Genomic DNA, 22747 nt, shown 5'->3' with positions numbered 1-22747 from the left:
GCCGTGTGCCCTACCGGTCAGCACCGGTCATGCCCATAGAATAGAAATTAAATCGGCGCTGAAAAGCGGTTTTTAGAGTAATTAGTCGAAAAAAGCAGATATGCCGTGTAAATCAGAATGCCCTGTCAGATATTTAACCGACATGTCTTGTTTCATTGACACACTGGCGCGGTGAATCAACGAATTTTGCATTGCGAGCGAACCGTTTAAGCTAGCGGGCATCTGTTAATAGTCCGTTGCGTTTGGCCGAAGGCTTGTCCGAACCGTTATTTCTGATCCAGCACGTGCCAGGAACGGCGCGGGATTGCTCACGACAGGTTGTATTTATGCACCGCAGGAATTTGCTCAAAGCGTCCATGGCCATTGCGGCTTACACCGGTCTTTCGGCCACTGGCCTGCTGGCCACCCGCGCGTGGGCGGCCAATGGCGGCGCCGCCGATGGCGAGGCGCAGGCCTTCGACTTCGAAGCGCTGAAGCGCCAGGCCAAGCAACTCGCTGGCAGCGCCTATCAGGACACCAAACAGGTGCTGCCGCCAACCCTGGCGACCATGACCCCGCAGAACTTCAACGCGATCCGCTACGACGGCGAGCATTCGCTGTGGAAGGAAAACAAGGGCCAACTGGACGTACAGTTCTTCCACGTCGGCATGGGGTTCCGTCAGCCGGTGCGCATGTACAGCGTCGACCCGAAGACCCGCACCGCGCGCGAAGTGCACTTCCGCCCGGCGCTGTTCAACTATGAAAACACTTCGGTCGACACTCAGCAGTTGAAAGGCGATCTGGGTTTTGCCGGGTTCAAACTGTTCAAGGCACCAGAGCTGGATCGTCATGACGTGGTGTCGTTCCTCGGCGCCAGTTATTTCCGCGCGGTGGATGCGACTGGCCAATATGGCCTCTCCGCTCGCGGCCTGGCGATCGACACGTACGCGAAAAAACGCGAAGAATTTCCTGACTTCACCAAGTTCTGGTTCGAGACACCGGACCAGAACGCCACACGTTTTGTGGTCTACGCACTGCTCGACTCGCCGAGCGCCACTGGCGCTTATCGTTTCGACATCGACTGCCAGGCCGAGCGCGTGGTGATGGAAGTCGATGCGCACATCAATGCGCGCACGGCGATCGAGCAATTGGGCATCTCGCCGATGACCAGTATGTTCAGCTGCGGCACCCACGAACGCCGTATGTGCGACACCATTCACCCGCAAATCCACGACTCGGATCGCTTGGCGATGTGGCGCGGCAACGGCGAGTGGATCTGCCGTCCGCTGAACAACCCGGCGACCCTGCAGTTCAACGCGTTTGCGGACAAGGATCCTAAGGGTTTCGGGCTGGTGCAGACTGACCATGAGTTCGCCAACTATCAGGACACCGTCGACTGGTACAGCAAGCGCCCGAGCCTGTGGGTAGAACCGACCACCGCGTGGGGCGAAGGCTCTATCGATCTGCTGGAAATCCCTACCACCGGCGAGACTCTCGACAACATCGTGGCATTCTGGACCCCGAAGAAACCGGTGGCTGCCGGGGATTCGCTGAACTATGGCTACAAGCTCTACTGGAGCGCATTGCCGCCAGTGGGTACGCCGTTGGCACGGGTGCACGCGACCCGTTCCGGCATGGGCGGATTCACCGAAGGCTGGGCACCGGGCGAGCATTACCCGCCAGTGTGGGCGCGTCGTTTTGCCGTGGACTTCACTGGCGGTGGTCTGGATCGACTGCCGCAGGGCACCGGGATCGAGCCCGTGGTGACGTGCTCGAACGGCAAGGTGCAGGACTTCAGCGTCTTGGTGCTGGATGACATCAAGGGCTATCGGATTCTGTTTGACTGGTACCCGACCAATGACAGCGTGGAGCCGGTGGAGCTGCGGTTGTTTATTCGCACCAACGATCGCACGTTGAGCGAGACCTGGTTGTACCAGTATTTCCCGCCGGCGCCGGACAAGCGCAAATACCCTTGATGATTTGAGGCGCCTGCACGGGCCTCATCGCTGGCAAGCCAGCTCCCACAGTGTTTGGTGTTGATCACAATTTTTGTGTACGACGCCAAACCTGTGGGAGCTGGCTTGCCAGCGATGACGGCAGTATTTCAACAAAAGATCAGCAGACAAAACAAAGCCCCGACCATCACTGACCGGGGCTTTTTGCCTTACCGCTACCAACTCAATCGCGTAAATCAGACTCATGAATCGGCTGATCCCGATGAGTCGCGCGCTGATACTGCGCCGGCCACACCGCTTTGCGCCCACCGAGATCATCGTCGGCATGCAGTGGCCAGTAAGGGTCACGCAACAGCTCCCGAGCGAGGAAAATGATGTCAGCCTGACAGGTGCGCAGAATATGCTCGGCCTGCGCCGGTTCGGTAATCATTCCCACGGTGCCGGTGGCGATGCCTGACTCCTTGCGCACACGTTCGGCGAAACGCGTCTGATAACCCGGCCCAACCGGAATTTCCGCGTTGGCCGCCGTCCCGCCCGACGACACATCGATCAGATCCGCGCCGAGGGTGTGCAGACGTCGCGCCAGTTCCACGGTTTCATCCGGGTTCCAGCCGTCTTCCACCCAGTCAGTGGCCGACACGCGAACAAACACCGGTAACTCCTCCGGCCAGACCGCCCTTACCGCTTCAGTCACCTGCAACACCAGACGAATGCGGTTTTCAAACGAACCACCGTACTGATCGCGGCGCTGATTACTCAACGGCGAAAGAAACTGATGCAGCAGATAACCATGCGCCGCGTGCACCTCAACCACACTGAAACCCGCCTTCAACGCACGTTTGGCGGCATCGACAAAGGCCTGAATAACGTCGGCGATCTGCCCTTCATCCAGCTGTTTCGGTTGCGTGTGTTGTGGGTCAAAGGCAATCGGTGACGGCCCTACCGGGGTCCAGCCACCATCATCGGGTTTGACGCTGCCATGCTTGCCGATCCACGGCCGATGAGTGCTGGCCTTGCGCCCGGCGTGGGCCAGTTGAATGCCGGCAACCGCGCCTTGGGACGTGATGAAGCGGGTAATGCGTTGCAGCGGTTCGATCTGTTCATCGTTCCACAGGCCAAGGTCTTCGGCGGTGATCCGCCCGTCGGCCGTGACCGCCGTGGCTTCGGTAAATACCAGACCCGCGCCACCTACCGCGCGACTGCCGAGGTGTACCAGATGCCAGTCGTTAGCGAGGCCGTCGACACTGGAGTATTGGCACATCGGTGACACCGCGATGCGGTTGGGCAGGGTCAGTTGGCGAAGAGTGAAGGGTTCAAGCAGCAGACTCATGGGGCACCTCTCAAATCAGTGGGCAGGCTCCAGGGTTCTGTTTGAATAGTCGACGAGTGACAGGAAAAAGGTGCAGCACCCGCCCCCGCGGGCAAAAAATCGACAAGACGTCACAAGGCCAATCAAGCAGTGCTTAGAGCCTAGTCGACAACCGGGGATGAGGGAGGGTTCAGAGTGATTCAGTGTGTGAAAGGACACTTTCGCGAGCAGGTCGAATCGTCGTATCGGCGCTCCCACATTTGGAACGCATTCCAATGTAGGAGCTGCCGCAGGCTGCGATCTTTTGATCTTCAGCGCGGTTCGATGTGGGCAATCATCAACTGAACAGTCTCGTTACCCCGAAACTCGTTAACGTCGAGCTTATAAGCCAGTTCAACCCACTGAATCGTCGGGTTCGGCCAGATATCGCGGTCAACGCCAAAGGCAATACCATCCAGCTTCACCGAGCCACATTCGCTCTTCAGCACCACTTTCAGGTGCCGTTCGCCGACCACTCGTTGTTCGACCAACTGGAACACGCCATGAAACAGCGGCTCCGGGAAGTGCTGCCCCCAAGGCCCGGCATGGCGCAAGGCGCGGGCCAGTTCGAGGTGGAATTCTTCAACCGCCAGCGTGCCATCGGTTAGCATGCGCCCGGTCAGGTCTTCTTCGCGAAGTTGCCTACGCACCTCAGCGTCAAAGGCCTCGGCGAAAAGCGGAAAATTCTCCTGCGGCAGGGTCAGACCAGCGGCCATTGCGTGGCCACCATACTTGGCGATCAGGTTTGGATGCTGCGCCGCCACCACGCTCAACGCGTCACGAATGTGGAAGCCCTGTACCGAACGGCCCGAGCCTTTTAGCAAACCATCTCCCGCATCGGCGAAAGCAATGGTCGGACGGAAATAGCGCTCTTTCATCCGCGACGCGAGAATCCCGATCACTCCCTGGTGCCACTCCGGGTCGAACAGGCACAGACCAAACGGCATCGATTCGACCGGCAAGTCCTTGAGCTGCGCCAGCGCCTCGCGCTGCATGCCTTGTTCGATAGACTTGCGATCCTGGTTCATGCCGTCCAGTTGCGCGGCCATTTCCCGGGCCAGGTTGGCGTCGGCAGTGAGCAGGCATTCGATGCCCAGGCTCATGTCATCCAGACGCCCGGCCGCGTTCAGGCGTGGGCCAACGATAAACCCGAGATCGGTGGAGGTAATGCGTGCAGCATCTCGCTTGGCCACTTCAAGGATCGCTTTGATCCCCGGCCGTGCGCGCCCGGCGCGAATCCGCTCGAGGCCCTGATGCACCAGAATCCGATTGTTGGCGTCCAGCGGCACCACGTCGGCGACGCTGCCCAACGCCACCAGGTCAAGCAGTTCGCCGATGTTCGGCTGAGGCTTGTTCTCGTACCAGCCAAGGCTGCGCAGGCGCGCGCGCAACGCCATCAACACATAGAAAATCACCCCGACGCCGGCGAGCGCCTTGCTCGGGAATTCGCATCCGGGCTGGTTCGGGTTGACCAGCGCATCGGCCAGCGGGAGTTCATCGCCGGGCAAGTGGTGGTCGGTGATCAGTACTTTGAGGCCAGCCTTTTTGGCTGCGGCCACGCCTTCGACGCTGGAGATGCCGTTGTCGACGGTGATCAGCAATTGCGGCTCGCGGGTCAGTGCGACCTCGACGATTTCCGGGGTCAAGCCGTAGCCATATTCGAAGCGGTTCGGCACCAGATAGTCGACATGCGCCGCACCGAGCAAGCGCAAACCGAGCATGCCGACAGTGCTGGCGGTCGCCCCGTCCGCGTCGAAGTCGCCGACGATGAGGATGCGCTGGCGTTGCTCCAGCGCCGTCACCAGCAGGTCTACCGCCGCATTGATGCCCTTGAGTTGCTGAAACGGGATCAACCGCGCCAGGCTCTTGTCCAGCTCCGCCTCGGACTGCACGCCCCGCGCCGCGTACAAGCGGGTCAGCAAGGGTGGCAGATCACCGAGAAACGGCAGAGTGGCAGGCAGTTGACGAGGTTCGATACGCATGGGGTGACAGAGACTTCTCTTGATTACGTGGGATTATTGCGGTGGTGACGCGGGATCAGCCGCGCTCACCTTGCAGCCATTGCAACTGGACTTCGTGCTGACCCCGGTCGTCAGTGACGAAGATCGTCCCTTCGCTGATCATCACGTCCCACTTGATAACGCGGGGCATGTCCTTGGCCAGGGTTTCCAGCACTTCTTGCGGGACCGCTGCGATGTTGACGTTCTTCAGGTTTTTGATCGCCGGGATCACTTTGGTTTCCCAGACACGCAGGCTGCCGTAGGCCAGCAGGCTGGTGCGCTCAGTGCGACGCGAGCACCAGGTCAGGCGATCAGCGTCAGGCTGGCCAACTTCGATCCAGTGCAGAACACGGTCGTCCAGGCTCTTTTCCCACAGTGCAGGTTCATCCACGTCTGACAGACCGCGACCAAACGACAACTGCTCGTTGTACCAGAGGGCGTAGGCCAGCAGTCGCACGGTCATACGCTCTTCGGTTTCCGAAGGGTGACGGGCGATGGTCTGCTTGACGCTCTCGTAGACACTGCGGTCGAGGTCGGTGAGGTTCAGTTCAAATTTGTAGGTAGTGGACGGCTGGGCCATGAACGGGCTTCTTGATACGAGGAAAGTCGGCAAGTCTAACCGATGCGGTAGGCAATCATCGAATTGATGGCGATCAAGCTGCGGCGTCTGACAGCCGGCTATGTTAAAACGCTGTATCTGCTTAGCCTTGTCCTACAGGATTCAGTATGCCGTTCGCCAACAAACCGCTCAGCGGTGTGAAAGTCATTGAATTGGGTACATTGATTGCCGGGCCGTTTGCCTCGCGCATTTGCGGCGAGTTCGGTGCCGAAGTGATCAAGATCGAATCGCCCGACGGCGGGGATCCACTGCGCAAGTGGCGAAAACTGTATGAAGGCACGTCGCTGTGGTGGTTCGTCCAGGCGCGCAATAAAAAGTCGCTGACGCTGAACCTCAAACACCCTGACGGCTTGGCGATCCTGAAAAAACTGCTCAGTGAAGCCGACATCCTCATCGAGAACTTCCGCCCCGGTGTCCTGGAAAAACTGGGCCTGGGTTGGGAAACCCTGCACGCCTTGAACCCGAAACTGGTGATGGTGCGCCTGTCCGGTTTTGGCCAGACCGGGCCGATGAAGGATCAGCCCGGCTTCGGTGCGGTGGGTGAGTCCATGGGCGGCTTGCGCTACATCACCGGTTTCGAGGACCGTCCACCGGTGCGCACCGGAATTTCCATCGGCGATTCGATTGCCGCGCTATGGGGCGTGATCGGCGCGCTAATGGCGCTGCGTCATCGCGAAGTCAATGGTGGCACAGGCCAGGTTGTCGATGTCGCGTTGTACGAAGCGATTTTCGCGATGATGGAAAGCATGGTGCCGGAGTTCGACGTGTTCGGTTTTATCCGCGAGCGCACCGGCAACATCATGCCCGGCATCACGCCCTCCTCTATCCACACCAGTGCCGATGGCAAACACGTGCAGATCGGCGCCAATGGTGACGCGATCTTCAAACGCTTCATGCTGATCATCGGCCGTGAAGACCTGGCCAATGACCCTACGCTGGCCAGCAACGACGGGCGCGACAATCGTCGCGACGAGTTGTACGGCGTGATTGATCGCTGGGTCAATTCGTTGCCGCTGCAAACCGTGCTCGACCTGCTCAATCAGGCCGATGTACCGGCCAGCCGGATCTTCAGCGCCGAGGACATGTTCAGCGATCCGCAGTACCTGGCCCGAGAGATGTTCCTGCAGGCCAAGCTGCCCGGCGGCAAAGATTTCAAGATGCCGGGCATCGTGCCGAAACTCTCAGAGACACCCGGCAGTTCGGAATGGGTCGGACCGCAATTGGGTGAACACAATGCGCAGGTACTTCACGATCTTGGCTACGACGAGAGACAGATCGCCAAGCTGCGCGAAGACGGAGCCATTTAAGCTGAAACGCCGGCAGACATCGCACGCCAACCACGCCCATCAATGGTGGACGTGGCGGCTGTTCGGCTTGTTGTTTCTACTCATGTTGTCGAACGGCGCGCAGGCGAAACCGACGCTGATCTGGTTACTGCGCGACCTGCCGCCACTGACCATTTTCGAAGGCCCGAAAAAAGGCCAGGGTGTCATTGATCACCTCATGCCGATGCTGATTGCCGGCATGCCGCAATACGAACACAAGTTGATACGAGTCAATCGAGCCCGAGGCATCCAGATGCTTCACGAAGCCTCCTTCACCTGCGACCCGTCGCTGATCTGGAGCAAGGAGCGCGCGCAATGGATCGCGTACTCCATCCCGGCCTTCCGCGCCGTCAGTAATGGGCTGGTGGTGCGTCAGAAAGATCGCGAAGTGTTGGCACCGTTTCTCGTGGAAGGTGAAATCGATCTGGCATCGCTTCTAGCCAATGGCCAAGAGAAAATCGGGGTCGTGGCGGAACGCAGTTACGGTGAAATAGTCGATGACTTGCTGCGTCAGGCCCCCAAGGACGCCCTGACGCCTCATTACGGCAACGAGGCCCTGAACAATCTGCTGCTGATGCAGCGCCTGGGACGATTACAGGTGGTGCTGGGCTATTGGCCAGAAATTCGTTATCAGGCTCATCTGGCGCAAATCGCCGAAGACGAGTTGCTGTTCTATCCGATCCGCGGCACCGGTAAATACCTGTCGGGCTACATCGGCTGCTCCGACACACACCAGGGCCGTCAGGCAATCAGCGAAATAAACCAACTGCTGCGCACCCTTCCCCACGATCAACTGAACCAGTTGTACGCCGACTGGCTGGACCCCGCGATGCGAAGCGACTACCTCGAACAGGCCCGATCGTTCTTCGAGCAACAAGCGGCGCCATGAGCAAATCGCAGACAAAAGAAACCCCGAGAAGTGGGGAGACGACTCGGGGTTAAACGTGGCCTACATAAAGACCCGTAGCAGCAAGCGACAAGCACCGGAGCACAATGCTTGATCCTGCTGTTACCGGGTCTGACTGACAGGGATGCAGGAAGGTTCCCACAAAAAATATTTCATCTTTACAGCGCCGCACGTTTATCCAGCGCGGCGTTGCGCAATGCCGCGATTACACAGGGTTCCAGCCTTCCCTCCGCAATCAGAACGTCGCGGTGCAAGCCGTCAACGACATCGGTCAACTGGCGCTTGTCGGTCAGTTGCGCCTGATTGAATTCGCGTTCCACCACAATGGCGCCGTGACTGTTCTTCAAGGTCACCAGGCATTCGCCATGGGAACCGTTTGGAGACAACGAAACCTGATACGGGCTCAGAGCCTCACCGAGCAATAGACTGATACTTTCCATCTCGATCTCCACTCAATAGTCCGAAAACTGTGTGCCTGGGGCGTGTTCACAATAAATGACCACCGGCCCGAGAAGAAAGTTCTGCATACCGATCGCTCCGCTCCTGGAGTCACCGGTCTGTCAGAGCATGCACGGCGAAGATGACAGAAAAATAACCGTCCCCGTCAAACCTGGAGAGTTGGCGAAGCGGCGCTCAGGTAACTGTCGAGCAAACCGCGCATCAGCACCGCAGACACCGGGGTTTGCAGGCGCCCCAGCAGCCGCAGGCGGTGTTCACACAGCAAAGGCTCTAGATCGTTCAGCAGGCTTGGTGCGACCGTCCCCAGCAGGATCAACGCACGCGCATCATGCCGTGTCGCCAGATGATGAATCAGCGCCAAGCCATCGCCACCCTTGAGTTGCGGATCGCAAATGGCGATGTCGACCGCGCCGCGATGGCCCAGCGAAGACAGCGCAGAGCCCAGCGACGGCGCCGTCAGCACGTCATAGATGCCAATGGCATTGAGCATTTGATGCAATGCCATCAGCTGGAACGGATTGGGTTCAAGTATCAGGACTTTAAGCGAGCGCATAAGCGACCTCTGGAGGCGACAATCGCGGACTCTCACCGCAGTTGTTGTCACTCTAGGGCAGCCGTCCTAAGCCTCCCATCGGAAAAGTAGTCGTGTCTTATAGGACATTTCCCATCTTCATTGCAGACATCGACACCCGCTCTCTGTACGACGCTGGGTGATGTCCGTCCAGCCCCCCAAAAGCCCACGCAGTTTGCCGTCGGCGCTGTAGAACGGCACTGTCCACTGATAGACCTCGCGGTGACCACTCTTGAATTGCAATCGGCGCTTGCTGAAGCGCGACTTGCGGGTACGCAACTGCACCAGGAACTCGTCGTGCAGCATCAGCGCCGTAGCCTGCGGCAGCGCGTCAACCTCGATCAGTAACTTCCCGAGCACCTGATCCAATCGAATCGACAAGGCCTCCTCATAGCTGCGATTGCACATGATCAGCCGCCCTTGCAGGTCACGGACAAACACCGGGTCGGGCATGGAGTCGATCAACGCGTGCTGAAACGCCAGTTGATCGCCCAGATCCTTTTCCGCCGCGCGACGCAGTTTGATCACGGCCGTCAGTCGCCGATTCCATATCAGGAAAAGCAGGCCAAACACGCCGAGTCCGCCCATGCCCCAGCAACCCCATTCGAGCATCTGCTGCCAGACCGACGGCACGGGCACCGGAGCAACACCCTCCAGCCATTTCAGGCGGATCGCCCGTAATTCCGCCGCAGGAAAAGCCTCAAGGGCCTTGTTGAGAATACTCAAGAGCACTGGCATGCCCTTGCGCACGGCCAGGTTATCCGCTTCCCATTTGCCTTCGACCAGACCGCCCACCTTGAGCAACCCCAAAGGATACAGCTGAGCGCCGATTTCGTTCTCGATGGTGGCGTAAGCTTCACCGCTCTCGACCAGTGCCCGCGCCTCGGCGTAGGTCTTGACCGAGCGAATCTCGATCGAAGGGAAGTCACGCCGGATCATGTCTTCCAGCGCATGCCGGGCCGGCAGCACCAACACCCGTTTACTCAACTGCTCAAAAGCCTCCAGCCGGGGCGCGTCAGCGCGGCCGACAAACACCCAGCCCGCACCACCAAATGCGTGGCTGTAATCCAGAAACGCCTTGCGCTCCTCGCTCATGGCCAGGGTCGTACTGATATCCGCCGATCCGCTTTCCAGACGTTCAAGCATGTGATCGGTGGAAAACGACTCCTGATGCACAAACCGCAACCCGGTCATCGCCGTCACGCGCTTGAGTACATCATTATTCAAGCCGCTCCACTGCCCGTGCTCATCCTGGAACAGATACAACGGGTACTGCAACGACGTCACCTTCACCTCCGGGTTGTCTTGAATCCACTGACGCTCGTGCGCAGCCAGTTCGATGGGCTGGACCCTGGAAGTCGCGGCATCGTCTTGCAGCGCCAGTTGCGCCGCCTCGCTGCTGCGCATCAAAGCCAGTAATCCGAACAAGAACAGCCCACTCAGTGCCGGTTTCAAACCTCTATAAAACAGCATTGCCACTTCCTTCGTGATCGACTCACCCGTCCTTCGTGGGTGAAAACCCGAACAGTGTGGCAGCAGAAACAAAAAAGCCCGTCAGGAGACGGGCTTCAAAATGTGACAGCTTTTACCGGCTTAAAGCGGCTTGCCGCGGTTGCCATGCTGACTGACAAAGGCTTGCACGGCTTTCAGCTCGTTTGGCAAAACGGTGCAACGCTCGTTTCGCTCAAACAAATCAGAAAGATGTGCAGGTAGCTCGAGCGCTTTTCCTACACCGGCTTTCTCTACCGCATCCGGGAATTTCACCGGATGTGCGGTGCCGAGAATCACCATCGGGATATCGAGGCTGCGACGGCATTCGCGCGCGGCCTTGACGCCGATCGCGGTATGCGGATCCAGCACTTCACCGGTCTGCTCGTAAACTTCGGCGATGGTTTCGCAGGTTTGCGCGTCGTCCACGGCCAGCGAGTCGAACAGTTTGCGGGCTTCGGTCCAGCGCTCCTGCTCGACGCTGAAACCACCACCCTGCTTGAACGTGTCCATCAGACCGGCGATGGCCGCGCCGTTGCGACCGTGCAGGTCGAACAGCAGGCGTTCGAAGTTCGACGAGACCATGATGTCCATCGACGGCGACAGCGTGGCGTGCAGGGTTTCCTTGACGTACTGATTGCCGCTCATGAAGCGGTGCAGGATGTCGTTGCGGTTGGTGGCGACGATCAACTGGTTGATCGGCAGGCCCATGTTGCGCGCCAGGTAACCGGCGAAGATGTCGCCAAAGTTGCCGGTTGGCACCGAGAACGACACCGAACGCGCCGGACCGCCCAACTGCAGGGCCGCGTGGAAGTAGTAGACGATCTGGGCCATGATCCGCGCCCAGTTGATCGAGTTCACCGCCACCAGACGCGTGCCTTTGAGGAAGCTCTGGTCGGCGAAGCTCGCCTTGACCATTTCCTGGCAGTCATCGAAGTTGCCTTCGATGGCGATGTTGTGGATGTTCTCGCCGAAAATCGTGGTCATCTGGCGACGCTGCACTTCGGACACACGGTTATGCGGGTGCAGAATGAAGATGTCGACGTTTTCGCAGTGCTTGCAGCCTTCGATGGCCGCCGAGCCGGTGTCACCCGAGGTGGCGCCGACGATGACCACGCGCTCACCGCGTTTTTCCAGCACGTAGTCGAGCAGACGACCGAGCAGTTGCAGAGCGAAGTCCTTGAACGCCAAAGTCGGGCCGTGGAACAACTCCAGCACCCATTCGTTGCCGTTCAACTGACGCAGCGGCGCCACGGCGCTGTGCGAGAACACACCGTAGGTTTCTTCAAGGATTTTTTTGAAATCGGCATCCGGAATGCTGCCGGTAACGAACGGACGCATCACCCGGAAGGCCAGCTCGTGATACGGCAGGCCGGCCCACGAAGCGATTTCTTCCTGAGTGAAACGTGGCAGGTTTTCCGGAACGTACAGACCGCCGTCGGTGGCGAGACCGGCCAGCAGGACGTCTTCGAAATTCAGGGCCGGTGCCTGGCCGCGGGTACTGATGTAACGCATGACTGACTCCAATGGAGGGTGTTCACGACACCCGCCCCGTGCACGGGACGGGTGCAGGACAACGACTTAGTTCAGGTGCTCGACGCGGATCCGTACAACCGGACCATTCACACCGGCCAGGGCTTCGAGGGCGGCGATCGCATCGTTGATACGTTGCTCGACCACGCGGTGGGTCAGCAGGATCATCGGCACCAGACCGTCGTGCTCTTCAACTTCCTTCTGCATGATCGACTCGATGTTGATGCCGCGCTCCGAGAGGATGCTCGCCACCTGAGCCAGTACACCCGGATGGTCCTTGGCCTGGATGCGCAGGTAGTAGGCGCTTTCGCAGGCTTCGATCGGCAGGATCGGATGGGCCGACAGCGAATCCGGCTGGAAGGCCAGGTGCGGTACGCGGTTTTCCGGGTCGGAAGTCATGGCGCGAACCACGTCAACCAGGTCGGCAATTACCGAAGAGGCGGTTGGCTCCATGCCGGCGCCAGCGCCGTAGAACAGCGTCGAACCAGCCGCATCACCGTTGACCATTACTGCGTTCATCACGCCGTTGACGTTGGCGATCAGGCGATCGGCCGGGATCAGCGTCGGGTGCACGCGCAACTCGATGCCGGCAGCGGTGCTGCGAGCGACACCGAGGTGCTTGATGCGGTAGCCCAGCGCTTCGGCGTAGTTGACGTCGGCGGTGGTCAGTTTGGTGATGCCTTCGGTGTAAGCCTTGTCGAATTGCAGCGGAATGCCGAACGCAATGGAGGCCAGAATCGTCAGTTTGTGCGCGGCGTCGATGCCTTCAACGTCGAAGGTCGGATCGACTTCGGCGTAACCCAGTGCCTGGGCTTCGGCCAGCACGTCTTCGAAGGTACGGCCCTTCTCGCGCATTTCGGTGAGGATGAAGTTACCGGTGCCGTTGATGATCCCGGCCACCCAATTGATGCGGTTGGCGGACAGGCCTTCACGGATCGCCTTGATCACCGGAATGCCACCGGCCACGGCCGCTTCAAACGCCACGATCACGCCTTTCTCGCGAGCCTTGGCGAAAATTTCATTACCGTGAACGGCAATCAGAGCCTTGTTCGCGGTGACCACATGCTTGCCATTCTCGATGGCCTTGAGTACCAGCTCGCGGGCAACGGTGTAGCCGCCCATCAGCTCTATGACGATGTCGATCTCAGGGTTCGTGGCCACTTCGAAGACATCGTTGGTAATCGCAATACCGGTCGTCTGGAACTGAGGCTTTGGCGTGCGCATGGCAATTTGTGCCACTTCGATTCCACGCCCGGCACGACGAGCAATTTCCTCGGCGTTGCGCTGAAGTACGTTGAAGGTACCGCCACCGACGGTCCCTAACCCACAGATGCCTACTTTGACCGGATTCACTGTGAACTCCCCATAAAACGGCCGACACGGGGTCGGCCGGAAAACAACCGCGTGCTCGCGGCTCTCTATTAATGGCCCGGCGATGCTGCTGCCGGACCATGATCGTCACGGCTGACCGTGACGATGCGAATTTACTTCGCGCCCAGCGCCAGTTTGGCGACTTGTGGCGCAGGCTGGTAGCCCGGAATCACTTGTCCGTCAGCCAAAACGATGGCCGGTGTACCGTTCACGCCGATCGACTGACCGAGGGCAAACTGTTTGGAAACCGGGTTTTCGCACTTGGCGGCCTTGATTTCCTTGCCATCGACCATTTTGTCCATGGCGGCTTTCTTGTCTTTCGAGCACCACACGGCTTGCAGTTGCTCGTCACCCGGCGAGTTCAGACCCTGGCGCGGGAACGCAACGTAACGCACTTCGATGCCGCGCTTGTTCAGCTCCGGCACTTCCGCGTGCAGCTTGTGGCAGTACGGGCAGGTGGTGTCGGTGAACACGGTGATGTGCGATTTGGTTTCGCCCACAGCTGGGTAGACCACGGTTTCGGCCACCGGTATGGCATTGATCAGTTTGGAGATGCCCAGGCGTTCGGTCTTCTCGGTCAGGTTGACCGGTTTGCCGTCCTTGAGCTGGAACAGGTAACCCTGAACGATGTACTGGCCATCGGCGCTGGCGTAGAGCACGCGGCTGCCCTTGAGCTTGACTTCGTACATACCCGGCAACGGGCTGGCGCTGATGCTTTCTACCGGAACCTCGAGTTCGAGTTTTTCCAGGCTTTGACGAATGGCTTTGTCGGCCGCGTCATCGGCGACGGCAAAGGTGCTGACCAACGCAATGGCTGCGGCGGCGAAAATCTGGGTCAGACGCATGAGAACTCCTGAAGGCGGACAAATGGAACGATCAGAACGCCCGTGCCGGAACACCGGGTCATAACCGTCCATCGTGCAAACCGGCAAAGCCTAACACATAAGGTCACGGTGGCCGAATGCGCCTGTCGCCACTCATCACCCCCGCCTTATGTAGGAGCTGCCGAAGGCTGCGATCTTTTGATTCTGTTTTTAAGATCAAAAGATCGCAGCCTTCGGCAGCTCCTACAGGGGGAGGTATGTAGTCAGCCGCGCGGGTGGTGTTTGGCGTGCAGATCCTGCAGGCGCGCGCGGGCGACGTGGGTGTAGATCTGCGTCGTGGAAAGGTCGCTGTGGCCGAGCAACATCTGCACCACGCGCAAATCCGCGCCATGGTTGAGCAAGTGCGTGGCAAACGCATGGCGCAAGGTGTGCGGCGACAGCGACTTGCCGATCCCGGCGACCTTGGCCTGATGCTTGATCCGGTGCCAAAAGGTCTGGCGGGTCATCTGCTCGCCGCGCTGACTGGGGAACAGCACATCGCTGGGCCGGCCACCGAGCAATTCGCCGCGACCGTCACGCATGTAGCGCTCGACCCAGACGATCGCCTCTTCGCCCATGGGCACCAGCCGTTCCTTGCTGCCCTTGCCCATCACCCGCAACACACCTTGACGCAGGTTGACCTGTTCCAGCGTCAGGCTGACCAGTTCTGTCACGCGTAAACCGCAGGCGTACAACACCTCAAGCATGGCGCGGTCACGCTGGCCGATCGCTTCGCTCAAATCCGGGGCCTTCAACAGCGCTTCCACATCGGCTTCTGAGAGCGACTTGGGCAGAGGCCTACCGAGTTGCGGCATGTCGACGCGCAATGTCGGGTCGACGCTGATCATCTTTTCCCGCAGCAAATAGCGATAAAAGCCACGCACCCCGGAAAGAAATCTGGCAGTGGAGCGCGGTTTGTAGTTCTGCTCCAGACGCCAGGCCAAGTGATCAAGGATCAGCTCACGACCGGCATTGATCAGTTCCAGGTTTTTCTCCTGCAACCAGCCATTGAACAGCGCCAGATCACTGCGATAAGCGCCACGGGTGTTATCGGACAGGCCTTTCTCCAGCCATAAAGCGTCGAGGAATTGATCAATCAGTGGATGGTCGATGGCAGGCATGGGCGCTCAAGTCACACAGCCTCAAGACTGTGCGCAAATGTAGAGTGAACTGTAGGAATGGGCGCTAGTCTTTCATAGCCCGCTAATTCAAGGAACAGGGAGCATCAATGAACGAGCAGCAAATTCTCTTGGCATTTGGCGGGATCGGCGCGGCCGCGCTGGGTTGCCAATGGCTGGCCTGGCGCCTGAAGCTGCCGGCGATTCTGTTTCTGTTGTTGACGGGGATTCTGGTCGGCCCGGTGCTGGGCTGGCTCGATCCACAGGAGATGTTCGGGCCGCTGCTGATGCCGCTGGTGTCGCTGGCGGTCGCGCTGATTCTGTTTGAGGGCAGCTTGACCCTGCACCTGTCGGAGTGGAAGGAGATCGGCAGCGTCGTTCATCGCCTGGTGACCATTGGCGCGATCTCGACCTGGATCGTCATCGCGGTCGCCACGCATTTTCTGCTCGGCTTCGACTGGATGCTGGCCATCCTGTTCGGCAGCCTGACACTGGTCACCGGCCCGACCGTCATCGTGCCGATGCTGCGCGTGGTGCGGCCGAAAGCCTCGATCGCCAACATTCTGCGCTGGGAGGGCATTGTCATCGACCCGATCGGCGCCCTCCTCGCCGTGGTGGTTTACAGCTTCATCATTGCCAGCGCCGAAGGGCACGGCCTCAAGCAGAGTCTGTTCACCTTTGGCGGGGTGATTCTCTGCGGCGCGGTGTTCGGCATTGTCGGTGGCTGGCTGCTTGGCACCGTGATCCGCCGGCAATGGCTGCCGGAGTATCTGCATAACCTCGCCTCGCTGGCAGCGGTGCTGGGGATTTTCATTGCCGCCAACGAAGTGATGCATGAATCCGGCCTGCTGGCGGTAACGCTGATGGGCATGTGGCTGGCGAACATGAAAGGTGTGGATGTACGGCACATCCTGCACTTCAAGGAAAACCTCAGCGTGCTGCTGATTTCCGGGTTGTTCATCTTGCTGGCGGCGCGACTGGACTTGTACGCCTTGATCGGTTTGGGGCCGCTGGTGCTGATTCTGCTGTTGGTGATTCAACTGATCGCTCGACCGCTGAACGTGCTGCTCAGCACGGCCGGTTCCAGCCTGAGCTGGCGTGAGCGCGCGTTGCTGTGCTGGATTGCGCCGCGCGGGATCGTTGCAGCGGCGGTGTCGGCGATTTTCGCGATTCGCCTGCACGAGGCCGGGCACGAGGGAGCATTGCTGCTGGTGCCGCTGACGTTTGCGGTGATCATCGGCACTGTGGTCCTGCAAAGTGCGACTGCGCGGCCACTGGCACGACTGCTCAAAGTTGCGGAGCCAGCACCGAGTGGCTTCCTGATCGTCGGTGCCAACGGCCCGGCGCGGGAGCTGGGCAAGTCGCTGCAGCAACTCGGCAGTCGCGTGCTGCTGACCGACTCGAGCTGGGAAAACATTCGTGCGGCACGCATGGAGGGTTTGCCGACCTACTTCGGCAACCCGGCTTCGCAACATGCCGATGCGCATCTGGATCTGGTCGGACTTGGGCATTTGCTCGCGCTGTCGCCGTCGGGTGAACTCAATACCTTGGCGGCGATGCGCTTTCGGCATGATTTCGGCCATCAGCGCCTGTTCGGTCTGGCCAGCGGCCATGAAAGCCGCCGCAGTGACAAGCACCGCGCCAGCCTTGAACATCGTGGCAATCAGTTGGGCAGCGAGGCGTTTACTTACGCGAAACTCGCCAGCCAGATGGGCCAGGGTGCGGAGTTATACAGCACGACGCTGACGGATGGTTTTGGCTGGGAGGATTACCGGGCGCTGCATGGTAATCGTGCGACCTTGCTGTTCATGCGCGATGACAGCGGGTGGGTGCATGTGGTGACGCCGGAGACTGCTGTGAAACCAGGATCCGGGTGGACGCTGCTGGCGTTGATTCAGCCTGAGGCCAGCGGCGCCTGAGCTGACGCCTTCGCGAGCAGGCTCGCTCCCACAGGTTCTGTGCCGGACACAAATGTTGTGTTCACCCCCGATCACTGTGGGAGCGAGCCTGCTCGCGAATGGCGCGACTCGGTATCAGATCAAGCCGCAAAACCCGGCAGCACCGGCACTGGCCGCTTGTCATCATCAATAGCAACAAAGCTGAACTGCCCATGAATCGCCTTCTCGCGGCCATCGCAGCTCATGCTTTCGACGAACACTTCCACCTCGACCTTGAGGCTGGTGTTGCCGACCTTGATCACCTTCCCCACCAACTCAACGATCGAGCCCGCTGGGATCGCGTGGTTGAAGTCGATACGGTCAGTCGACACGGTCACCAGCGGCAAGCGGCAGAAACGCGTGGCGGTGATGAAGGACACTTCATCCATCCATGCCAGCGCTGTGCCGCCGAACAAGGTGTTGTGGTGGTTGGTGGTCGGCGGGAAGACGGCTTTGGTTACGCGAGTTACCGAGAGTTCGGTACGGCGCTGGATTTCCTGGTCGCGGGGAGTCATGGTTCTGGCCTGAAACGAAGGTACGGTGAATAAATTGCAGGCAACAAAAAAGCAGCCCGTAGGCTGCTTTTTTCTGCATCGGAAGCTGGACTTAAGCCAGTTTTTCCTTGATGCGAGCTGCTTTACCCGACAGGTCGCGCAGGTAGTACAGCTTGGCTTTACGTACGTCACCGCGACGTTTAACAGCCATGCTGTCGATCTGCGGGGAGTAGGTCTGGAAAGTACGTTCTACGCCAACACCGTTGGAGATTTTACGAACGGTGAACGCACTGTTCACGCCGCGGTTACGCTTGGCGATTACAACGCCTTCGAACGCTTGCAGACGGGAACGATCGCCTTCCTTCACTTTCACCTGAACGACAATAGTGTCGCCTGGGGCGAAGGTAGGGATTTCTTTGGTCATCTGCTCTGCTTCGAGTGCAAGGATGATTTTGTTGGTCATGCTGTGCTCCTAAGGTAAATCGTTCGATCTACCATCGATACGTTGTTAACTATCGTCCCGCTCGCGGATGTATTCCTCGAGCAGCTTCTTCTCTTCTCCAGAAAGCGAGCGGCTTTCCAGAAGATCGGCGCGTCGTTCAAAGGTCCTACCAAGGGACTGCTGTAAACGCCAACGCCGGATATGCGCGTGATTGCCACTCAGCAACACGTCGGGAACACGCTGATCCGCATACACCTCAGGTCGGGTGTAGTGCGGGCAATCCAGCAGACCATCCGTAAAGGAATCTTCCTCAGCGGAATCCGCATGCCCTAAAGCTCCAGGCAGCAGTCGTGTAACCGCATCGATCAGGACCATGGCCGGCAGCTCGCCGCCAGACAGTACATAGTCGCCAATCGACCACTCTTCATCGACATGAGCCTCAATAAAGCGCTCGTCAATGCCTTCATAGCGGCCGGCAATCAGGATCAATGCATCCGATTGTGCCAGCTCGCGTACCGCCGACTGAGTCAGTTGACGGCCTTGGGGGGACAGGTAAATCACCTTCGCCGCCTCCCCGGCTGCTGCCTTGGCCTGAACCAGAGCATCTTCCAGGGGCTTGATCTTCATCACCATGCCCGGACCACCGCCAAACGGGCGATCGTCCACAGTGTGATGCCGATCCGTCGTGTAATCTCGCGGATTCCAACAGGTCAGCTGCAAGAGCCCCTGTTTGACCGCACGACTGGTGATGCCGTAGTCGCCGATGGCGGAAAACATCTCGGGAAACAAACTGATCACTTCTACGCGCAAATTAGCCACGTTTAGAAGTCCGCGTCCCAATCCACCTTCATCTCGCCCGCGGCCAGGTCGACAGCCAACACACATTGCTCCGTATAGGGCAACAGGCGTTCGCGATCATCCAGGCTGCCAGCGCAAGGCTTGACGACCATTACATCATTGGCGCCGGTTTCCAGAAGATGATCGATTTTCCCGAGCAATTGCCCAAGGGTGTCGATGACCTTCAGACCTTCCAGCTGGTACCAGTAGTACTCGCCTTCGGTCAATTCAGCGAACAGATTGCGCGGCACGCAGATCTCATAACCGGCCAGAAGACGAGCTTCTTCACGATCATCAAGACCCTTGAGCTTTGCGACCAGGAACTTATCGTTCCCGCGTCCACTGACCAGCTCGACCTGTTTCACATTGCCTTCGCGCTTGAGCGTCCAGGTTTTGTACTGCAACAGGTTTTCAGTCGGATCAGTAAAGGAATAAACCTTCACTTCGCCGCGAACGCCATGAACAGAATAAATTTTGCCAATAACGATCAAATCATCGGCAACAGCAGGCGTCGCGTTCATATTGCTCAGGCCGCAGCCTTGGCAGATTCCTTCAACAACTGAGCAACGCGCTCAGAAGGTTGTGCACCAACGCTCAGCCAGTAGGCTACGCGCTCTTGGTTCACGGACAGACGGGTTTCCTGACCACGTGCAACAGGGTTGAAGAAACCAACCTGTTCTTTGTGGGAGCCGTCACGCGGGTTACGCGAGTCGGTTACGGTCAGGTGGTAAAACGGGCGCTTTTTGGAGCCGCCAAGGGCAAGACGGATTGTTAGCATGTGAACATCGTTCCTGTAGTCGGTGCTGCAAATCTAAATGCACAGCGGGCATGGGTGCCCGAAAGGCCGCATATTCTAAGGAATATCCGGACTTTTGCAAATGACTTTTTCCGGCGCCTATGGCATGCCGTGCAGATCTGCATATAGAGCCGTCGATGAAAACGGCCAGTCAGCTCCCGCCGAGTGCGGGTTTGCTGTTGATCCCGCATCCTTGCGGGGCCTGCGCCGGTGCGACGACCGGCGAGATTCCAGTATCCCGTTTCACCCATTTCACTCACTTTTGGCGAGTGAAATAGGTGAGACGGGACACCTTACATTTTTGGCATGCCGCCGCCGGGCAACATTCCGCCCATGCCGCGCATCATTTTCGCCATACCGCCCTTGGCGGAGAATTTCTTCATCATCTTCTGCATCTGCTTGTGCTGCTTGATCAAGCGACCGATGTCCTGCACCTGGGTGCCGGAACCCATGGCGATCCGACGCTTGCGCGAACCGCTGATCAGCTCAGGGTCGCGGCGCTCGGCCGGGGTCATGGAGTTGATGATGGCTTCCATCTGCTTGAACTGCTTCTCTGCGGCGTTCTGGGCATTGCCCATTTGCGACAGGTTGACGCCGCCGATGCTCGGCAGTTTGTCCATGAGCCCGCCGAGGCCGCCCATGTTCTTCATTTGTTGCAACTGATCGCGGAAGTCTTCGAGGTCGAAGCCCTTGCCCTTCTTCAGCTTCTTGGCCAGTTTGTCGGCCTTGTCCTTGTCGAGCGTCGCTTCAGCCTGTTCGATCAGGCTGAGCACGTCGCCCATGCCGAGGATCCGCGAGGCGATACGCTCAGGGTGGAACGGATCGAGCGCTTCGCTCTTCTCGCCCATACCGATGAACTTGATCGGCTTGCCGGTGATGGCGCGTACCGACAGGGCGGCACCGCCACGGGCGTCGCCGTCGACCTTGGTCAGGATCACACCGGTCAGCGGCAGTGCATCACCGAAGGCCTTGGCCGTGTTGGCCGCATCCTGACCGGTCATGGCGTCAACCACGAACAGGGTTTCGACCGGGTTGATCGCGGCGTGCAACGCCTTGATCTCGCCCATCATCTCTTCGTCGATATGCAGACGACCGGCGGTATCGACGATGACCACGTCGATGAATTTCAGTTTTGCTTCTTTAATAGCTGCGGTGGCGATGTCGACCGGTTTCTGGCTCAGGTCGGACGGGAAGAACGTCACGCCGATGTCGTTGGCCAGGGTTTCCAGCTGCTTGATCGCCGCAGGACGGTAGACGTCCGCCGACACGACCATGACCGACTTCTTCTTGCGCTCTTTAAGGAAGCGCGCCAGTTTGCCAGCGGTGGTGGTTTTACCCGCACCTTGCAAACCGGCCATCAGAATCACGGCGGGCGGCACAGCGCTCAGGTTCAGATCTTCGTTGGCCGCGCCCATCAGGCTTTCGAGTTCAGCCTGGACGATCTTCACGAACGCCTGGCCCGGCGTCAGGCTGCGCGACACCTCGGTGCCGACAGCGCGCTCCTTGACCGAATTGACGAAGTCCTTGACCACCGGCAGAGCGACGTCGGCTTCGAGCAACGCCATGCGCACTTCACGCAGGGTGTCTTTGATGTTGTCCTCGGTCAGCTTCGCCTTGCCGGTGACATGGCGCAGCGTCTGCGAGAGACGGTCGGTTAAGTTTTCAAACATTGCGCGATCCTTTCAGGCCCTGTGTAGACCGGGATAATGGCGGCCCAGACCGGAATCAACATGTGCTCGGCGAGCCTGCGGCGTGGGCAGGTCGCGGATTATAGCGAAGACTGCGGCTGGCGGACACCTCGCTGTCAGCTTCCTGAGTCTTTCGTGCCATGGCGGTTCTATGCCAAACTCAGCCCCTTTCGGGCTTGCCTAACAGGATTTATGCTCCCCTTGTCACCCAGTTTATTGACCACTCTCGCCGCCGCCCTTCTATATGCCGCTGCGACCCTTTATCAGAGCACTCGTCTGGCCACCGGCGCCAAGGCGAACAAGCGCCTGCTGGTTACCCTCGGCGTCTTCGCCGTGTTGGCCCACGGCGCCAGCCTGCTCACTCACTTGCTGACCCCGATCGGTCTAGGCCTGGACTTCTTCAGCGCCTCGAGCCTGATTGCCGCGGCAGTGATCGCGCTGACACTGATTGCCTGCTCGCGAATCCCGGTGGAAAACCTGCTGGTGCTGCTATTTCCGCTGGGCGCGATCACCGTGCTGCTGGCGCAATTCGCGCCGACCGGCACCGTGCAGATCATCGACGAAGAGCCGGGCATCCTCGCGCACATTCTGTTGTCGATCCTCGCCTACGGCATGTTCACCATCGCGGTGTTCCAGGCCTTGTTGCTGCTGGTGCAAGACCACCAACTCAAACACAAGCACCCGTCCGGGCTGATCAAGAATTTCCCGCCGCTGCAAACCATGGAAAGCCTGCTGTTCGGTTTCCTCTGGGCCGGCTGGACACTGCTGTCGCTGTCGCTGATTTCCGGCTGGCTGTTCGTTGAGAACCTGTTCGCCCAGCATCTGGTGCACAAGACCCTGCTGGCGTGCCTGGCCTGGATCGTCTTCAGCGTGTTGTTGTGGGGCCGCAATCGCCTCGGCTGGCGCGGTCACAAGGCGATTCGCTGGACCCTCGCCGGTTTCTGCCTGCTGATGTTGGCGTACTTCGGCAGCAAACTGGTTCGTGAATACATCCTGCACATCTGACGGGCGGCATAA

21 protein-coding genes are annotated in these 22747 nt (G+C 59.2%); 5 read left to right on the top strand and 16 right to left on the bottom strand.

Going from position 1 to position 22747, the window contains the following annotated elements:
• Positions 1-326: 326 nt before the first annotated feature.
• Positions 327-1955, top strand: a complete 1629-nt coding sequence (locus J0G10_RS06480; protein WP_095050354.1) for a glucan biosynthesis protein D — start codon at positions 327-329, stop codon at positions 1953-1955.
• 202 nt (positions 1956-2157) lie between these two features.
• Here J0G10_RS06480 and J0G10_RS06475 read toward each other — a convergent pair whose 3' ends face one another.
• From J0G10_RS06475 to J0G10_RS06465, 3 genes are all read right to left on the bottom strand, one after another.
• Positions 2158-3264 carry an NADH:flavin oxidoreductase/NADH oxidase gene (locus tag J0G10_RS06475; RefSeq protein WP_095119340.1) on the bottom strand — a complete coding sequence of 369 codons (1107 nt, stop codon included), beginning with the start codon at positions 3262-3264 and terminating at the stop codon, positions 2158-2160.
• Between the two features lie 290 nt (positions 3265-3554).
• The gene (gene recJ / locus J0G10_RS06470; RefSeq protein WP_220558099.1) at positions 3555-5264 is read right to left on the bottom strand and encodes a single-stranded-DNA-specific exonuclease RecJ; all 1710 of its coding nucleotides are present in this window, start codon (positions 5262-5264) and stop codon (positions 3555-3557) included.
• A gap of 55 nt (positions 5265-5319) precedes the next feature.
• Positions 5320-5862 (bottom strand): YaeQ family protein, encoded by a 543-nt coding sequence (locus tag J0G10_RS06465; RefSeq protein WP_007908961.1) that lies wholly within the window; start codon positions 5860-5862, stop codon positions 5320-5322.
• Positions 5863-6008: 146 nt separating this feature from the next.
• Here J0G10_RS06465 and J0G10_RS06460 point away from each other — a divergent pair, with 146 nt between their 5' ends.
• Positions 6009-7208 (top strand): CaiB/BaiF CoA transferase family protein, encoded by a 1200-nt coding sequence (locus J0G10_RS06460; protein WP_095050351.1) that lies wholly within the window; start codon positions 6009-6011, stop codon positions 7206-7208.
• Positions 7135-8115 carry a TIGR02285 family protein gene (locus tag J0G10_RS06455; RefSeq protein ID WP_220558834.1) on the top strand — a complete coding sequence of 327 codons (981 nt, stop codon included), beginning with the start codon at positions 7135-7137 and terminating at the stop codon, positions 8113-8115. Before J0G10_RS06460 ends, J0G10_RS06455 begins: the two co-directional genes overlap by 74 nt.
• 176 nt (positions 8116-8291) lie before the next feature.
• Here the strand turns inward: J0G10_RS06455 and J0G10_RS06450 are convergent, their stop codons facing one another.
• The 7 genes from J0G10_RS06450 to xerD form a co-directional block, all read right to left on the bottom strand.
• Positions 8292-8573, bottom strand: a complete 282-nt coding sequence (locus J0G10_RS06450) for a DUF3509 domain-containing protein (protein WP_093436783.1) — start codon at positions 8571-8573, stop codon at positions 8292-8294.
• A gap of 164 nt (positions 8574-8737) precedes the next feature.
• A complete protein-coding gene (locus J0G10_RS06445; RefSeq protein WP_095050349.1) occupies positions 8738-9145 on the bottom strand; it encodes a response regulator in 408 nt (135 codons plus the stop codon).
• 117 nt (positions 9146-9262) lie between these two features.
• A complete protein-coding gene (locus tag J0G10_RS06440; protein ID WP_095050348.1) occupies positions 9263-10636 on the bottom strand; it encodes a transporter substrate-binding domain-containing protein in 1374 nt (457 codons plus the stop codon).
• Positions 10637-10756: 120 nt separating this feature from the next.
• A complete protein-coding gene (gene thrC, locus J0G10_RS06435) occupies positions 10757-12166 on the bottom strand; it encodes a threonine synthase (RefSeq protein WP_093436796.1) in 1410 nt (469 codons plus the stop codon).
• 66 nt (positions 12167-12232) lie between these two features.
• The gene (locus J0G10_RS06430; protein ID WP_095050347.1) at positions 12233-13537 is read right to left on the bottom strand and encodes a homoserine dehydrogenase; all 1305 of its coding nucleotides are present in this window, start codon (positions 13535-13537) and stop codon (positions 12233-12235) included.
• A 131-nt stretch (positions 13538-13668) separates the two neighbouring features.
• A complete protein-coding gene (gene dsbC / locus J0G10_RS06425) occupies positions 13669-14400 on the bottom strand; it encodes a bifunctional protein-disulfide isomerase/oxidoreductase DsbC (RefSeq protein WP_095050346.1) in 732 nt (243 codons plus the stop codon).
• 242 nt (positions 14401-14642) lie between these two features.
• Positions 14643-15539: a site-specific tyrosine recombinase XerD gene (gene xerD / locus J0G10_RS06420; RefSeq protein ID WP_095126459.1), complete on the bottom strand. Its 897-nt coding sequence runs from the start codon at positions 15537-15539 to the stop codon at positions 14643-14645.
• Between the two features lie 107 nt (positions 15540-15646).
• Between xerD and J0G10_RS06415 the strand changes: the two genes are divergently transcribed.
• Complete coding sequence (locus J0G10_RS06415; protein ID WP_095050344.1) at positions 15647-17455, top strand: cation:proton antiporter; 1809 nt, start codon at positions 15647-15649, stop codon at positions 17453-17455.
• Between the two features lie 119 nt (positions 17456-17574).
• Here the strand turns inward: J0G10_RS06415 and J0G10_RS06410 are convergent, their stop codons facing one another.
• The 6 genes from J0G10_RS06410 to ffh form a co-directional block, all read right to left on the bottom strand.
• Positions 17575-17988 (bottom strand): acyl-CoA thioesterase, encoded by a 414-nt coding sequence (locus J0G10_RS06410; RefSeq protein WP_093436815.1) that lies wholly within the window; start codon positions 17986-17988, stop codon positions 17575-17577.
• Between the two features lie 91 nt (positions 17989-18079).
• Positions 18080-18430, bottom strand: coding sequence for a 50S ribosomal protein L19 (rplS, locus tag J0G10_RS06405; protein WP_003175895.1), 351 nt, complete (start codon positions 18428-18430; stop codon positions 18080-18082).
• A gap of 45 nt (positions 18431-18475) precedes the next feature.
• Positions 18476-19228 (bottom strand): tRNA (guanosine(37)-N1)-methyltransferase TrmD, encoded by a 753-nt coding sequence (gene trmD, locus J0G10_RS06400; RefSeq protein ID WP_008081628.1) that lies wholly within the window; start codon positions 19226-19228, stop codon positions 18476-18478.
• Between the two features lie 2 nt (positions 19229-19230).
• Positions 19231-19767 carry a ribosome maturation factor RimM gene (rimM, locus tag J0G10_RS06395; protein ID WP_093436819.1) on the bottom strand — a complete coding sequence of 179 codons (537 nt, stop codon included), beginning with the start codon at positions 19765-19767 and terminating at the stop codon, positions 19231-19233.
• A 5-nt stretch (positions 19768-19772) separates the two neighbouring features.
• Complete coding sequence (gene rpsP / locus J0G10_RS06390; protein ID WP_016986371.1) at positions 19773-20024, bottom strand: 30S ribosomal protein S16; 252 nt, start codon at positions 20022-20024, stop codon at positions 19773-19775.
• Between the two features lie 311 nt (positions 20025-20335).
• A complete protein-coding gene (gene ffh, locus J0G10_RS06385) occupies positions 20336-21712 on the bottom strand; it encodes a signal recognition particle protein (protein ID WP_007908988.1) in 1377 nt (458 codons plus the stop codon).
• A 210-nt stretch (positions 21713-21922) separates the two neighbouring features.
• Between ffh and J0G10_RS06380 the strand changes: the two genes are divergently transcribed.
• Entirely contained in the window at positions 21923-22735 is an 813-nt protein-coding gene (locus tag J0G10_RS06380) for a cytochrome C assembly family protein (RefSeq protein WP_095050342.1), read from the top strand.
• Positions 22736-22747: the final 12 nt, after the last annotated feature.

The organism is Pseudomonas germanica (genome assembly GCF_019614655.1).
GTDB lineage: Bacteria > Pseudomonadota > Gammaproteobacteria > Pseudomonadales > Pseudomonadaceae > Aquipseudomonas > Aquipseudomonas neuropathica.
This window is presented reverse-complemented; position numbering and strand designations above follow the sequence as displayed.